The 15,354-nt window shown below is 38.0% G+C and carries 13 protein-coding genes; 9 read left to right on the plus strand and 4 right to left on the minus strand.

What is annotated here, in order from left to right:
• The 5 genes from CH362_RS18430 to CH362_RS18450 form a co-directional block, all read left to right on the plus strand.
• Window positions 1-664: YeeE/YedE thiosulfate transporter family protein (locus CH362_RS18430; protein WP_165780292.1), on the plus strand; the 664-nt coding region annotated here is incomplete at its 5' end.
• A 21-nt stretch (window positions 665-685) separates the two neighbouring features.
• The gene (locus tag CH362_RS18435) at window positions 686-1,513 is read left to right on the plus strand and encodes a MetQ/NlpA family ABC transporter substrate-binding protein (RefSeq protein ID WP_100711785.1); all 828 of its coding nucleotides are present in this window, start codon (window positions 686-688) and stop codon (window positions 1,511-1,513) included.
• Window positions 1,492-2,532 carry a methionine ABC transporter ATP-binding protein gene (locus CH362_RS18440; protein WP_100711786.1) on the plus strand — a complete coding sequence of 347 codons (1,041 nt, stop codon included), beginning with the start codon at window positions 1,492-1,494 and terminating at the stop codon, window positions 2,530-2,532. Before CH362_RS18435 ends, CH362_RS18440 begins: the two co-directional genes overlap by 22 nt.
• On the plus strand, window positions 2,529-3,203 hold the full coding sequence (locus CH362_RS18445) for a methionine ABC transporter permease (protein WP_100711787.1): 675 nt from the start codon (window positions 2,529-2,531) through the stop codon (window positions 3,201-3,203). Before CH362_RS18440 ends, CH362_RS18445 begins: the two co-directional genes overlap by 4 nt.
• A gap of 223 nt (window positions 3,204-3,426) precedes the next feature.
• Window positions 3,427-4,038 (plus strand): beta-class carbonic anhydrase, encoded by a 612-nt coding sequence (locus CH362_RS18450; protein WP_100711788.1) that lies wholly within the window; start codon window positions 3,427-3,429, stop codon window positions 4,036-4,038.
• 74 nt (window positions 4,039-4,112) lie between these two features.
• On the opposite strand, the gene CH362_RS18455 is transcribed toward CH362_RS18450, so the two are convergent.
• Window positions 4,113-5,462 (minus strand): hypothetical protein, encoded by a 1,350-nt coding sequence (locus CH362_RS18455; RefSeq protein ID WP_100711789.1) that lies wholly within the window; start codon window positions 5,460-5,462, stop codon window positions 4,113-4,115.
• Between the two features lie 164 nt (window positions 5,463-5,626).
• Here CH362_RS18455 and CH362_RS18460 point away from each other — a divergent pair, with 164 nt between their 5' ends.
• The gene (locus CH362_RS18460) at window positions 5,627-5,971 is read left to right on the plus strand and encodes an ArsR/SmtB family transcription factor (protein ID WP_100711790.1); all 345 of its coding nucleotides are present in this window, start codon (window positions 5,627-5,629) and stop codon (window positions 5,969-5,971) included.
• A gap of 8 nt (window positions 5,972-5,979) precedes the next feature.
• On the opposite strand, the gene CH362_RS18465 is transcribed toward CH362_RS18460, so the two are convergent.
• Entirely contained in the window at window positions 5,980-6,936 is a 957-nt protein-coding gene (locus CH362_RS18465) for an NAD-dependent epimerase/dehydratase family protein (protein WP_100711808.1), read from the minus strand.
• A 123-nt stretch (window positions 6,937-7,059) separates the two neighbouring features.
• Between CH362_RS18465 and CH362_RS18470 the strand changes: the two genes are divergently transcribed.
• Complete coding sequence (locus CH362_RS18470; protein WP_100711791.1) at window positions 7,060-8,001, plus strand: LA_2444/LA_4059 family outer membrane protein; 942 nt, start codon at window positions 7,060-7,062, stop codon at window positions 7,999-8,001.
• Between the two features lie 66 nt (window positions 8,002-8,067).
• Window positions 8,068-10,044: a sensor histidine kinase gene (locus CH362_RS18475; protein ID WP_100711792.1), complete on the plus strand. Its 1,977-nt coding sequence runs from the start codon at window positions 8,068-8,070 to the stop codon at window positions 10,042-10,044.
• Here CH362_RS18475 and CH362_RS18480 read toward each other — a convergent pair.
• Both CH362_RS18480 and CH362_RS18485 read right to left on the minus strand, forming a co-directional pair.
• Window positions 10,041-11,477, minus strand: a complete 1,437-nt coding sequence (locus tag CH362_RS18480; protein WP_100711793.1) for a RecQ family ATP-dependent DNA helicase — start codon at window positions 11,475-11,477, stop codon at window positions 10,041-10,043. The two genes, CH362_RS18475 and CH362_RS18480, sit on opposite strands and share 4 nt — an antisense overlap.
• Window positions 11,478-11,612: 135 nt before the next feature.
• On the minus strand, window positions 11,613-14,780 hold the full coding sequence (locus tag CH362_RS18485; RefSeq protein WP_100711794.1) for a fibronectin type III domain-containing protein: 3,168 nt from the start codon (window positions 14,778-14,780) through the stop codon (window positions 11,613-11,615).
• 247 nt (window positions 14,781-15,027) lie between these two features.
• On the opposite strand from CH362_RS18485, the gene CH362_RS18490 reads away from it, so the two are divergent.
• A complete protein-coding gene (locus tag CH362_RS18490) occupies window positions 15,028-15,351 on the plus strand; it encodes a DUF2834 domain-containing protein (protein ID WP_100711795.1) in 324 nt (107 codons plus the stop codon).
• Window positions 15,352-15,354: the final 3 nt, after the last annotated feature.

Raw genomic sequence — 15,354 nt, forward strand, 5'->3', positions numbered from 1 at the left:
AACTATTGAGTATCCGATAGTTGAAACTGCTAAAGCGGTTAAGATCCCAATAAGACCGGTACTTTCTTTTTTAATATTAGGAATCCTTTTCTTTTTAGCAGTGTGGATCTCTAAAAAAGGAAAAGATCCCGACACATTTCGCACTTCTTCCAATTTTCCTAAAAATATTTTAGAAGGAAGATGGCCTTCTTGGATAGGCGGGATCGGAGCGGGAGTTCTTTCCTTCGTTTATTATTTAAGAGTTAGACCCGTCGGAGTCACTTCTGAATTGGGCAGATTAAGCAGAGAAGTCGGAAACTTACTCCAGATCATTCCGACCCGATTAGAGGGATTGGATACTATCTCCGGATGTGTGACTTCTGCAGAAGGCGCCAGATTTTTTACGATCAATGCAGTATTCGTTCTAAGTTTAGTCTTTGGCTCCTTCGGTTCCGCAGTAGGAGCCAAACAATTCTCCTTTAGCTTGGGGGAAAATCCAGGATTTAAAGCGGGGATCTCCTTGTTCGGCGGTATCTTTTTAGGATGGGGAGCAATGGTCTCAATAGGTTGCACCTTTGGGACATTCTTTTCCGGAATTTCAGCACACTCACTTTCCGGTTTTGTGTTTGCTATCGGACTCGTTCCGGGCATTCTCGCTGGATTAGCATTATTAAAGATCAAATAAGAAATAACAAAAGGTGAATCAATGAATAGAAAATTATTTATCATATTACTGGCCCTTCTTCCTTTCTTTGTAAGCTGCGGAAAGAAAGAAGCACCCAATCTTCCCGGAGATAGAAAAAATCTGAAGATCGGGATTTGCCCTGGGCCATACGGGGATCTTTTGAAAAAAGGTGTGTTTCCTGATTTAGAGAAGAAGGGATACAAGATCGAGATCGTTCAGTTCAGCGACTATATCCAACCAAATCTTGCGTTGGCTTCAGGTGATATAGATGCGAATTTGTTCCAACATCTTCCTTACCTGAAAAAGTTTACTGCGGATAAAAATCTAAAGTTAAGCGCCATTATAAATATTCCAACTGCTCCTATGTCTGTGTTCGCAGGAAAAACTAAAAATCCTAAGGACATAAAGGAGAAGGCTTCGATCGCTCTTCCAAACGATCCGACTAATTTGTTAAGAGCTTTAAAACTTTTTCAAGAATTAGGTTTTATTAAAGTAAATCCGGATGCAGTTCCTACTAAGGCCTCCTTGAGCGATATCACTGAAAATAAAAAACAGATACAATTTTTACCTTTAGAAGCAGCTCAACTTCCTAGATCTTTGGAAAGTACAGACTTTTCTGCGATCAATGGGAATTTCGCACTCGCTTCTGGTTTGGATCTGACTAAAGCAGTGATCTTAGAAAAACTGGCAGAAGAGCATAAAAACATTATCGTAGTTCGAGAAGCAGAAAAAGATAGCGTATTCGCCAAGGACATAGTCGAAGCGGTGAAGTCTGAAAACTTCGAGACAATTGTAGACCAAGACTTTAAAGGATTCCAAAAGCCGGAATGGTTCGGGAAACGGAAATAAAAGAAGACCCACAAACTATATTAGAATTTCGGAACGTTTTTAAAACGTTTCCGAAATCTATACATCCTTCTATTGAGGATATCTCCTTAAAAATAGATAAGGGAGAAATTTTCGGGATCATCGGAACTACCGGCGCTGGAAAAAGCACCTTACTTAGATTCGCAAATTTATTAGAAACACCTGACTCAGGACAGGTATTTTTTCAATCTGTAGACATCTCGAATCTAAAAGGAGAAGCACTCAGGCATCATAGATCCAAAGTGGGAATGGTATTCCAACAATCTCACTTGGTACTAAACAAAAAAGTTTTTGATAATATTGCACTCCCCTTAAAAGCATCAGGTTGGAAAAAAGAAGAGATCCGCGCAAGAGTGATCGAACTTCTTTCTTTGATAGGACTCGAAGACAAAATAGATTCTTATCCAAACCAGCTCAGCGGCGGACAAAAACAAAGAGTAGGGATTGCAAGAGCAATCGCGAATCACCCTACTCTACTCTTATGTGATGAACCAACTTCCGCTCTGGATCCGGAAACAACTCGTTCTATTTTAGGACTTTTAAGAGACATCCACAAAAAATTCTCCATAACAATACTCATCGTAACTCATGAGATGAATGTGGTTCGAGAAATCTGCAATTCAGTCGCAGTATTAGAAAAAGGTAAACTGATCGAAACAGGCTCTGTATATTCTCTATTTGCCGATCCTTCACAAGAAATCACCAAAAAGTTAACAGGACACGCATTCACAAATTCAATTCCAGAAGAAACTTTAGCAAGGACAGAAGGAAGAATACTTAGAGTAGTCCTGAAAAACGAAATCGCGACTGAACCTGTGCTTGGAAAAGTTATCCGTGCTACAAACCAAGTCCCAAATATCATTCACAGTAAGATTGAATACATTTCAGGCAAACCAATCGGAGTCTTTTATTTGGAAACTGATCCTTCTGATAATAGTACAGACACAATCAGAGCCGCATTTGTAAGATACGGAGCAACTGTGGAGGAAATTTTCAGATGAATTTTTCCAAATGGATAGAATTATATCCTGAATTAGTCAATGCATTCGGACAAACATTCCTAATGCTTGGGATCTCTTTGTCTTCTGCATTAGTATTTGGAATTCCTTTGGGATTTTTGATCTATCTTACAGACAAAAAATTATTCATACCAAATCGATTCTTTCATGCAATACTTGGAATATTAGCAAACCTAATTCGATCCATTCCATTTGTGATCTTACTCGTGGCACTCATCCCGCTCACTCAGTCTTTGGTAGGAACTACAATCGGCCCACTCGCAGCATCAGTCCCACTTTCTGTGGCAGCCATCCCGTTCTTAGCAAGATTAGTCGAAACATCTCTCAGAGAAATTCCCGAAGGAGTTTTAGAAGCCGCAGTCTCCACGGGAGCAAAACTCTCTCTCATCATCAGAGAAGTTTTGATACCTGAAGCATTGCCCGGTATCTACTCTGCAATTACAGTTACAACCATAAGCTTATTAGGATATTCTGCAATGGCCGGTATCGTAGGGGGTGGAGGAATTGGAGATCTTGCGATTAGATTCGGATATTACAGATACGAAGACGATATCATGTTCGCAACGGTTTTTGTTCTGATCGCTTTAGTCCAAACATTCCAATGGATCGGTGATAAAACCCGCAAAAAGAGTGATAAAAGAATTTCTCATTAGTTTTTATAAAGAAGAATATTAAGATCTTCTTTGAACAAAAAGAATCCGCAAGTAAACCTGCGGATCAAATGTTGTAGTGTTGCATATTCATTTGTCCTAATGCCATATGGCCCATACAAAATACTGACCTTCTCCCTAAGCAATTAGGCACTCTAAGCGCCTTTTTCTTGGATTTCTGCTAAAACAGGAAGCAACTTCCGTTATCACAGATATTATATCCATCATGTCAAACTCAACAGTATTGCAAAAAGAAACCAGCAAAGTGCACCAAGAAGTCATAGAAGCGAACCAGAAATACGTTTCCGAGTTCGGTAAAAAGGGAGAATTGGCTCTTCCCCCTGCCAGAAGTTTTACGATCCTGACCTGCATGGATGCACGTTTGGATCCAGCTAAGTATGCGGGTCTTTCGGAAGGAGATGCACACGTTATACGAAACGCGGGAGGAAGAGCGAGTGACGATGCGATCCGATCTCTTATCATCTCCCATAAACTTTTAGGTACAAAAGAATTTTTCGTGATCCATCATTCAGATTGCGGAATGGCCCTATTCACTGACCAAATCATCCGTAACCTTTTGGAGAAAAGTCTGAAAACCGCAACTGTAGATTCAAACGGTTGGAGAAACTTGGAAGAATCCGGAGGATCAGACGAAGCAAAATTTATCCCTTTCTTAACTTTCGAAAGTCTAGAAAAAAGTGTGGTAGATGACGTAAAAAGGATCAGAAACCATCCATTGATCCCTAAAGATATCCCTGTTTATGGATACTTCTACGATGTAAAAACCGGAAAACTTGTAGAAGTGGAAGAAGCGACCAAGATCGGAAGAGCTATATAACTTGCTCGATAATTTTAAAAAACACCGGAAAGGAAATTAGATTCTAACTCTAATATTTCTTTCCGGTATTCATTTTAGATCCTAATAGAATATCCGAAAGACCAGATAATACTATGAAGTGGGATTTTTTGCTCTAAGTGTTTATTCACAAGAGCCTGTTTTACATTAGGATCCAATCCAGAGTTTTGGATGGAACTTAAGATAAAATCATTCACGAATCCATATCCCTTAGATGGATCGATAGTCATCCCGTCGTTTGAATTACCAGTCAACGGTCCTACCCAAGTTGCTCCTGGAACCGTGCCGACTGTTTGGCCTCCTACATTATTTGGATAATAATAATTATTATCTATCATGTATGTATTTGGTCTGTAAACATCTGTGAGTGAGAAAGAAAATCCCAAATACTTTACAGTTACCTTATAGTCGATATTCTTAAATCCGGACCTTCTATCTATATTATCATTATAGTATTGGTATCCGAAATCGATCCCAGGTTGGATCTTAAAATTGTCAGTGATCTCGTATTCATGAAAGACTGAGAATCTATGAAATGTTGTGCCGTTAAATGCATTCGTAGGATATCCAGACTCCAGGTCCTTTTCTCCTGCTATACTTGAGCCTCCAATTCTTTCCGAAGTGACTCTCACGTTATATGTATAAGTCGGATGGATATATTTTAGAACAGGCAATGCCCAGCCGAAAGTGAAAAGTCCTAGAGCAAAACTTGGTTGGTTGTTTGCATAATATATCCAACCTGCATTCCAATCTCCTAAACGATTTGTGGACCATTTATAATTGAGAATAGTGGCAAGACCTTCTCTCAATCCATTAGGCTCCTTTCTCAATCTGTTTGTATTCGGATCTGCTGCAACCTTATCTAGATCAACTCCCGGTCCATATGAATGCGATTGAAAAACTCCATCCACATCTCTGTTTGTTCTACCAGTTAAAGGAGAATAATCTCTGATGATCAGTTGTAAACCTTCTATAGGAGTTGGGATATTCACCATTGTATCTAGGATCAATGATTTAGGAACTTCTGAATAATGAAGACCACCTCTTCTATCAAAAGCATTTCCGAATAAACTATTACCATTGATAAACACATCATTAGTTAAAGATTGGGTCCAAATCAGATCATAATTTCTTTTTTGAGGGATCTGTTTTTGTTCCTTCAATTCTTGCGTATTGTTTTCAGCCTGGATACCTGCGATCTCGGACTTTGAGATCCGGACCGGGATAGAATCTTCCAAACTAAAAATATAATATTCTTCAGCTTCCTTTTCTAACTTCAGATTTTTCAGAACTTTCCCTGATTTCAGCTTCACCTCATCTCCGAAAAGAGGAGTGATCAAGAAGAAGGAAAATAGCAAAATCGGCAAATATTGGTAGGTTTTCTGAATCGACCTAAGTATTTTCATAGGAGTCTCCTTTGTCCCGTTTGCCAATTTTTGGATTTTAAGGCAGAACGGGGCTTTTCCCCATTAGTTCAATAATATTTGAACTTTAAAACTTAGAAAGTGCTTGTCAATCTTTTGTTCAAATATTATTGAACTTTATAAGGAGTATTGGAAAAAAAATTCCGATGTCTAAACAGCCAACTCATCCCAATTTAGATCAGATAGAATTGAATTCTATATTCGAAGCGGTAAGTGATCCAATCCGTAGGAAGATACTATTGGACCTTTCAGAAAGAGGAGAATCCAATTGTTCTACTTTTCTAGTTTATGCTCCGAAAACGAATCTTTCTTACCATATGGGAAAATTAAGAGACGCAGGAATGATTTTTACTAGATACGAAGGAACTCAGAGATTTTCTATCATCCGAAAGGATGACCTGGAAAAAAAATTCCCAGGCCTACTCGACACTATTCTAAAAAGTGCAAGGATAGAAAGCGACAAAGAAGAAGTTTCCGTGGTCACGGTCTAACAAGGAAATCAACCTTTCATTAATTGTAAACCTTGGGCAACGCTCACCACAGGTTTATATCCTAATTCTTTTTTTGCCTTGTCTATACGGATCGTACATTCTTTTCCCATAATATCCACAGGGAATCTCATCATTGGAGGTTCTTTACGAATTCCGAATATTCTCCAGATCCCTTCTACTATCATTGCTAAAAATCCAGCAACCGAAGAAGGTACAGATGCTTGGGGAAGTGTAATTCCTTGAGTTTGCATCATCTCCGTTAAAAATGTTTTTACGGTCTTATCTTCGTCGTCAGTGATAAAGTATATTTGTCCGGCCACACCTTTAGTTAAAGCAAGTTCTGTCGCATGCACTAAATTAGGAATACAGGTCACGGAAGTTTTGGCTCTTCCCCCATCCAGCCACATAAATTTTCCTTCGGATACCATCTTTTTCAGAACAGGAAGAACTGATGTATCTCCCGGACCCCAAACTAGTCTTGGCCTCAGAGCTATTGTTTCAAAACCAGGGCGATTTGCAGAGACTACTCTTCTTTCTGCTTCTCCTTTGCTGCGGCTATAATAGTAAGGAGTTTTTTTAGGATAAGGATAAGTCTCATCAATCTGTATCATGTCCTGTCCGTGAAACAAAGCAGCCTCTGTTCCCATATGTATAAATCTTTTAACTCCCGCTTTTTGAGAGGCTTCCAATAGGCGAGTCGTTCCTTCTACATTCCCTTTCCAAAAATCTTGGTATGTTCCCCAAGGGCCTACGAATGCAGCACAATGGATTACTATATCTATTCCTGCTAAGTCTTGAGAAGTAATAGATTCTAAACTTCCACTTACTATTTCAAAACCTTGCTCGGTTAGGACTGAGTCTGTTTTTGGAGATCTGGATAATACCTTTATCTTATGTTTTGTTTTTAAATGACGCGCGATCGCTCCGCCTACAAATCCCGAAGCTCCAGTAATAAATAAATTCATAACTTCTCCAAGATCCAATTCTCTAATAGAAAGTTTGGGAAGTATACTAGAAAACCTGAAAGTCGTTGACCTTTTGTATTTTAAAAAGATCATCTAATTTATTCTTTTTAGGTGCAGAAGAATATGGATCTTTTTCAAAAATATAAAATTTTTATTCTCTTAAATTTATTCTTAATTTCGAGTTTACAATCTTCGGAAGAAATTCCCAAGAATGGAATCCAAGAAAAGAAAAAACAAAAATTCGAATTATTATTAAAGAGGCAAACTTATAGTTTTATTCCCTATAATTTTACTTCTTATTCTGAAAAAACAGATCCGAATGTTTCCATAGAAACCAACCATTTGCAACAAAACCAAAAGGTATTGGTTCCTGCAGTTTTCAGTTATGAAAATTATGAGAAAAATTACAGGGCAGAGATATCTTATTATGAGGTAGAATTGGTAAATCCTAATTCCAATGTGATCCGATCCAATTCAGGGGCCTTATCCGCAGAAAGGTTTTATTATTCTCCTTTAGCAAGATCTGAGTTCGAAGCAAATTTTTATAAGATTATTTCCCCGACACAAAACTGGAATTTGTATTTAGGTGGAGGGCTTCGAAATATTAATAAATACACCTACGGCAAATACATGTTAGACGGTGCCTTTCAAGAATACTTTTATACATATGGGCCTCAGATCTCGATCCAATCTTCTTATCAATTTATGGAAAATTTTTCCGCAAATATAAGTTTGGATGTGTTTTATACAGAAGGGACCAGATTTTTTAAAACTCCAATGATTTCTACAGATACATTGGTATTTACGAATGGAAGTGCTGGAACCAGAGGAATTTTCAGGGGTTACGAGTCAGAAATTTCTCTCCAATACAAATTCCATGAGAATATGAGATTTCATTTGGGATATAACCAAATTTATTCCTATTTCAGCTATTTGCATTTTGATCAATTGAATCTGAGTTATAATATTTCTTCACCTTCTTCTTTCTCTATTAGTAATGGCTCCAGATCTGGAAACTATGAGATTTTAAGAGGATTCTTCTTAGGGTTTTCAGTCTTTTTTTAAAAATACCATTATGCAAATTTCTATACAGGGTTTTGCCGGAGAATAAACTGGAGACCAGAGATCAGAATGAGATCATCTATCTTTCATTTACTAGTTCTCTTGGTTTTTATGGGATGTTCTCAAAAAACCGAGATCTATTCTCCACAAGCTAAAGATGGAATTTTAGATCTGAAAGATTGGGATAGAGATCGTTTTTCCACTGTTGCCTTAGATGGAAATTGGGAATTTGCGGATGGGATCTTAGCTCCTGAAACTTTTACAAAAGATGGATTCATTTCTGTTCCCGGTGCCTGGAACTCATTTATAAAAAATGGCAAACAACATGAGGGAGAAGGTCTCGGGACTTATAAACTCACAGTCCTACTGGACAAACCAGTAAAAGATCTGGCTTTTCAAATTGGAGATATTTCCACAGCATTCAAACTTTTTCTAAATGGCAAATTGCTGATCGAGAATGGGAAGATCGGAAATTCCAGAGAGGAAATGATTCCTTCTTATAAACATCCAATCGTTTTAATAAACGAAGAATCCAAAGAACTAAATCTCACCTTACAAATATCAAATTTTTATCATAGAACAGGCGGGCTTCGCAAATCTATTAAGATTGGAGATACCTTAGCGGTTTTCGAAGAGAAAAAAAGACAGGTTGCTCTTGGTTGGGTAGTTTTTGGTGCTACATTCTTCATGGGTCTCTATCATTTAATCCTATTCTTGATGAGAAGAGTGGATAAATCCGCTCTTTGGTTCGGATTATTCTGTGTAGATTTAAGTATCAGAGGATTTTTTACAGGATCAGTATTTATATATGAGGTCACACCGGATTCTTTCTGGGTGTATATCCATAAACTGGATATTTTGACGTTTGTTTTGGCCCTTCCATTATTTTCGGTTTTCCTAAAAGCTGTATTTCCGGACGAAGAATTCCAATATTATTTTAATAATCTATTTATAGGAGTTAGCTCCGTATTTTTCATTCTAGTCCTTGTATTACCTTCTACGGAATATATGAACTATATTAGGATATTCCAAGCCTTCGTAGGAATAAGTGTTATTTACTTTTTCATAATGAATGCTATTTGCATTTTCAGGAAAAGAGAAGGCGCTATCCTATTTGCAATAGGCTCTCTTATACTTTTCGTAACCACATTAAACGATATTTTAAACCAAAGTTTAATCATAAAGGCAGAATATTTAGCAAGCTGGGGCCTTCTCGCATTCTTATTCTCTCAAACAGTAATGCTCTCAGTCAGATTTTCAAATGCATTCGTAAGACTGGAAGAACTCCAAAAATCATTGGAACAAAAAGTGACAGAAAGAACGAAAGAATTAGAAGAAGCAAAACATATCGCAGAAGAGGCAAATTCACTCAAGGATACGTTCTTATCATTAGCGACCCATGATCTAAGATCTCCAATTACAACGGTAATCGGTATCTTACATTTGATCAAAAACGATTATGAACAATTGGATGATAGATCCTTATTGGAATGGGTTGATAGAGCAGAATATACTTCTTCTCAGTCTTTAGAGATGATAGCAACACTCTTGGATCTTAATAGACTTAAATCAGGTTCCTTTCCTTTAGACAATAGTTTGATCTATGTTTATCCAGAAGTAGAGGGTGTATTAGCAAAACTTCTTCCTCAAGCAGATGCGAAAAAGATCAGTATCATAAATAAAATCCCAGATGACGTAAAATTGAATGTGGACCGGGCCCTATTCGCTGAAATATTTATTAATCTAGTTTCCAATTCCATTAAGTTTTGCAGAGAGAATGATACAATCAGCATAGGATTTACTAATGAGAAGAATGATTCGGAATTTTTTGTAGAAGATACTGGGATCGGGATACCAAAAGATATGATCCCGAATCTATTTTTGACCGAGATCAAATCCACTCGGCTAGGAACTAAAAATGAATCTGGAACTGGTTTAGGTCTACCTTTGGTTTATAGTATTATAAAAGCGTATAACGGAAAAATTTCAGTAGAATCCGAAGAAAAAAAAGGGAGCAAATTCACATTCTGCATTCCTATAGTTTAAGTTTTAGAACAAATATCACAATTTTCGCAAGAATGAAAATTAGCACCGAAATATTCGTATAAAAATTCCCTTCTACATTTCTCAGATTTTAAATACATAAGCATCTGATATAAACGATTTAAACTCGCCTTCTTTCTTTCTTCCAAAATTTTCGGGTCTGTTAAAACGTCTGGCAATTCTCCTCGTAAAACAAGAGACTTTCTTTCCAGATCTCCTGAAGTAACTCCATGCCTTTCGAAAAGATTGAGAACAGTCTGTAAACGATGGTCTCCTCTATTCTTATGCACTACCATTGCTTGGAGCTCTTCGTATTCGAGAGAAGAAAGTTTTTCTCCCACAGACTTAAAGACACGATGTACTCGGATCATAAAATTCTCGTCTGGGTTCTGCCATTCGATAAAATCCATAAGAACAGATAAGTCGTCTTGGTTATAAAATAAAAGACAGTCGGAAGGATTGCCATCTCGTCCCGCTCTTCCTATCTCCTGGTAATAAGATTCCAAAGAAGAAGGTAGTTCTGCATGAATGATTGTGCGAATATTTGCCTTATCAACTCCCATCCCAAATGCATTCGTAGCTAAAAGCAAAGTATTCTTTGAATTTAGAAAATCGTTTTGGATCCTTCTTCTTTTATCAGAAGGTAATAGTCCGTGATACACTCTATACCGGATCTTCTCTATATCCAAAAGTTCGGAAAAACTTTCTATATTTTTGATCAGGTTAAAGTATACGATCGTATTTCCCTTCAAATTTTTCAGGTATGAGATGAGTTCCTTTGCCTTAGAAACAGAATCTACAAAAGTTCTAACTTCTAAATATAGATTCGGTCTAGAAATTCCTTCGTTATAAACCTGAATGTCTGATTCAGATAATCCAATCTGTTTAACTATATCTTTTCGGATTTCTTTTGTCGCTGTGGCGGTCAAAGCAATAATCCTAGGATATTTTAAGATCTTTCTGAATTCTGAAATTTTAGTATAATCTGGCCTGAAGTCATGTCCCCATTGGCTGATACAATGAGCCTCGTCTACCACCAATAAAGAAACTTTTCTAGTCTTGAAAATTTCTAAAAAGTGAAATTTACGGAATCTCTCTGGAGAAACATAAAGGATCTTATATTTTCCATTCTTTAAGTTTTCATAACGAAGATTACGTTCTTCTTTTGAGATCGAAGAATTTATAAATTCAGCATCTATCCCCAAAGATTTTAATTTATCTACTTGGTCTTGCATAAGAGCAATCAATGGAGAAATTACGACAGTCAATTCTTCCAAGGCCAAGGCAGGCAATTGGTAACATAAAGATTTGCCCATACCAGTAGGCATAATCACTAGGCAGTTTTTGCCTTCTAAGACATCTCTAATAATTTTTTCTTGAGAGGATCTGAATTCGGAGACTCCGAATATCTTTTTTAATTCTTGTAGATCGGGCATTCGGACTCACTCCGTTCTAGATTCGATCCAGTTTTTGCCAATCCGGTTTTTAAATTTCTTTAAGTAATAAAAAAGCCCCCGTCTTACGACGAGGGCTTGAAATACATCCTGAAATTAAAGATTACGACTTACTAACTACGGATTCTCCGTACAAGTAATCGTAATACTTCGATTTTGAAGTAATGTATGAGAAATACAATAATTCTCCACTGGAGGAGGATTATTCGTAGGATAATAATAAGTCGCCGAAGTTCCTGTTAGCGAAAGATTATAGTAGGAAGTTGGATTATAATTTTTATCATCCCTTGGAATCAGTCCACAAGCCCAGCCTTCTCCGAAATAATCAAATACCACTCTCCTATAATATCCAGGGAATGTACTCGAAGTATTTCTCGAGAATCCTGTAGGACAACTTATACTCGGAGTTGTACCATTATCATTAGCCATATAAACCGAAGTTGCACAATTGTGCAGATTACAACCTTGGGTCTCTACTGCAGAACCTGCACAACCTTGAGTAGGATCTAAACAAATCCTAGATCTAGATTGATTACCCGGCCCACATTTGGTACTACAAGTTCCCCAACTACTGAATGTCCCCCAACCAGAAGTTCCTTCCAAAGTTTTTGCACTCAGAGTTCCACTCCATGGGCTTTTGTTTCCAACATCGTCATAAGCAACTATACAGAAATTATAAACTGTATTCTGTAATAAGCCTCCAATGATAAAAGAAACTGCCTGACCCGGAACGTAATTGTCCAAGTTCGGATAACGTGAATCTACCGCAGCATCACATTCTAAACTGTTAGTAATTGGAGAAAGAGATATACCGATCTTGTAGCTCGATACAGGTCCGACCATTCCGTCATCCCCTACATTGTACCAATTCAATTGGATCTGATCTAAAGAAACTGTAGCGGCGGATCTACTCGAAACAGGATCTGGAACTATACTGTCCAAGTCCTTAGCAGAGATTTGGATTGAATCTATTCCTGTCCTTGCTCCACCAAAACAGGTTCCTGCGTCGTCTCTAAAGGATAATTCGAGTAAATAATTTCCAGGAATATCCGGAACGAAGGAAGCGGACAATTGGTTCCCGTTGGAAATATTTGAATCCAGTAATGCAGAACCTACCGGTCTAGTAATAAATCTCCATTGGTAAGAATAATTGGATACATTCGCTCCGCAAATTCCTTTGTCAGGATCTGAAGAGTTTGTTCCATTCAAGTTCACGACTTGAGAAATCATTCTATCTAATTGATCCGGTCCTGCGTCCACGATAGGAGCTTTATTACTCATGCGTGTTCTTGTAGAAACAGTTCCGTTCCAACTACTACGATTACTTACTTCGTCGTATGCTCTCACGCAGAAATAATATCTGGTATCTTCCGAAAGATCGTTTACTCTAAATGTAATCGCGGATCCGGAAGTAATTCCAAATAACGCATTCGGAATAGAGACAGCTCCATCACAATCATTATCCGTATTGATCACATTCGTAGATTTACGAATATCATACGCAGCAGCAATGCCGGTATTATTATCATCTCCTACAGCAGTCCAAGTTAAGTCCACTGAAGTTTCGTTTACAGTAACTGCATTTAAGTTGGTGATATTTCCTGGACGAGTTAAGTCAGGAGTAGCCGGAGTTGTTGCTTGAACAGTTCCTGTCCAAGAACTTCTATTCCCATTCCAATCGAATGCACGAATACAATAATAGTAAGTGTTATTCGGAGAATGTCCATTGATATCCAATACTTCAGGTAAACCTGAATTTTTAGGTATTAAAGAATGTGCGATCGCAGGTGCAGAATCACACTGAAGATTATTAGTGATTGCAGTAGCCGCCCTTCTAATCTCATACGCAGCAGCACGACCGGAACCGCTATCATTACCTGGAGCAGTCCAACGAAGCCTTACTTGTGTGAATGTCATAGCAGTCGCAGTCAAGTCAGAGATAGAACTTGGAGCAACGGAATCCACTACGGTTACTTTTGTAGTAGTAGTGATACTTCCGATACTTGCAGTCACTCCAGCAAGTCCTGGAGCATTCGCATGTAATGTAGAATTTGTTAAAGTACCAACAGGAACTCCACTAACTGCATTTCCAGTAACTACTAAATTCGGACGAACAAAACGAGGCTGACCGGCAAAAGTTGCAGATGCAGCAAATGTAACATTCTCCCCCACATCCATTTTCAGAACAGAAGGTATCAAAGTTAAACTATCGATAGGAGGATTGGCTTCTGCATTCGGAGTCTTATCTGCGATATTCGGAATACCATCCCCGTCAGAATCAGGAAATAAAGCTGCAGTTGGAGAAGTAGCGCTACGTGGATTAAAACCGTTATCCACTTCCCAAGCATCCAGATATCCGTCGTTATCTTGGTCTGTTTTAAATCCGAAAGTATAAGTAGAATTCGCAGCGTCTACCGGATATCTAAAAGGATCTGTAGTCGGATGAGTTGAATTATTTCCATAAGAATCCACCGCTAAGACCTGCATCTGGATTCCGCCTTCGAACATAGCCTCATACGGAATATTCGCGCTGTACCAGTTACCTGATTCGGGAGTCATAGGAATAGCAACAAGACTATTGCCGACAGTTCCGGTAAGAAGATATACCTGCATAGGATCTCCATCCGGTTCTATCACTCTAGTTCTTACCATATAAGGTAAATAAGAACAATTCGGTTTAAAATAATAGAATGCTCCCATTACATTCGGAGCATTATTTCCTGCTGGAGGAGTTCCCCCTCCGAATACGGAAAATGTACGAGTAGTAATAGTAATTTTATCACCATTAATTGACGTTCTTCCAGCGTTCCAACCTCCAGTAATTCTTCCTGAATTATTGTCCTCAGGAGTCTGGCTTACCACAAAACCTTGGGACTTCTTCTTATTTAAATTCAAAGAATTTAATTTATCGGAATCTAATGTGATTGTAACGATAACATCTTTCTTAAATCGATATGAAGGAGTTATTTCATACAAAGGAGTTGTAGGAAAATAACCTTGAGGAAGAGCGTTTGATGGAGGGTCATATTTAGTGATCTCAAAAGATTCTTCTCCATCCATAGCACCTTCTGGAATGAAAACGCTAAAAAGACCATCTGTAGATTGTAAGGTGGTCCCACTAGGCCCGGACTTTCCGCTACCTGCAAATATTCCTGCCTTTTCCAAGGACAAGAAAGATAAATTGGATTTTTCATCCCATCCAGCAATTTTGTTTATCATTTGGCAGCCCGCAAGGAAGCCTGTTACAGCTAACGCGAGCCCTACCGAGCGAATTAGATTACGCATCTTAGTTCTCCTAATCTGAAATTTCACTTAACGTTAATTTTTCGATTTTGAAGAATATAACCCAAACGGATTAAGATCCGTCAACTGGAGAAAAATTTTTTACCAATTTGAGCTAAAATTTGGGAAAAATTGATTAATCATGGAACTTTCTTCCAAACTTTTTACCCCGTTTTGGATATAATTTATTGTAGCGCTCTCTACAGAATTCGTTACTCTTTGCTATTAAACTTTCAACCAAGAGAACAAAATGAATCTTTCAACATTTAAAAATCTTCTGATCATTCTAGGGTCTGTGTTTACCGCTGGCTTTCTATATTTGGTGCTCCCACCTTTATCACAAAACTTCGATGTGATCGGTGCATTTTTAGGAGGATTCGTAAATCCATTCTCCAGCGCTTATGCATTAGATATAATTTTTACCTGGCTCGTTCTCGCCGCTTGGATCATATACGATGCAAAAACAAAAGGGATCAAAAACGGATGGATCGCACTTTTACTCGGTGTGGTTCCTGGTGTAGCAGTTGGAGCTGCTTATTATATTTATCTAAGAGAAAAACAAAGTCGTAACTGATCT

It is taken from the genome of Leptospira saintgironsiae (genome assembly GCF_002811765.1).
Lineage (GTDB): Bacteria > Spirochaetota > Leptospiria > Leptospirales > Leptospiraceae > Leptospira_B > Leptospira_B saintgironsiae.

Bases quoted from the DNA above. Each gene is read 5' to 3' on its own strand.
- CH362_RS18435 (WP_100711785.1), top strand. From the start codon at position 686: ATGAATAGAAAATTATTTATCATATTACTGGCCCTTCTTCCTTTCTTT.
- CH362_RS18440 (WP_100711786.1), top strand. From the start codon at position 1,492: ATGGTTCGGGAAACGGAAATAAAAGAAGACCCACAAACTATATTAGAA.
- CH362_RS18445 (WP_100711787.1), top strand. From the start codon at position 2,529: ATGAATTTTTCCAAATGGATAGAATTATATCCTGAATTAGTCAATGCA.
- CH362_RS18450 (WP_100711788.1), top strand. From the start codon at position 3,427: ATGTCAAACTCAACAGTATTGCAAAAAGAAACCAGCAAAGTGCACCAA.
- CH362_RS18455 (WP_100711789.1), bottom strand. From the start codon at position 5,462: ATGAAAATACTTAGGTCGATTCAGAAAACCTACCAATATTTGCCGATT.
- CH362_RS18460 (WP_100711790.1), top strand. From the start codon at position 5,627: ATGTCTAAACAGCCAACTCATCCCAATTTAGATCAGATAGAATTGAAT.
- CH362_RS18465 (WP_100711808.1), bottom strand. From the start codon at position 6,936: ATGAATTTATTTATTACTGGAGCTTCGGGATTTGTAGGCGGAGCGATC.
- CH362_RS18470 (WP_100711791.1), top strand. From the start codon at position 7,060: ATGGATCTTTTTCAAAAATATAAAATTTTTATTCTCTTAAATTTATTC.
- CH362_RS18475 (WP_100711792.1), top strand. From the start codon at position 8,068: ATGAGATCATCTATCTTTCATTTACTAGTTCTCTTGGTTTTTATGGGA.
- CH362_RS18480 (WP_100711793.1), bottom strand. From the start codon at position 11,477: ATGCCCGATCTACAAGAATTAAAAAAGATATTCGGAGTCTCCGAATTC.
- CH362_RS18485 (WP_100711794.1), bottom strand. From the start codon at position 14,780: ATGCGTAATCTAATTCGCTCGGTAGGGCTCGCGTTAGCTGTAACAGGC.
- CH362_RS18490 (WP_100711795.1), top strand. From the start codon at position 15,028: ATGAATCTTTCAACATTTAAAAATCTTCTGATCATTCTAGGGTCTGTG.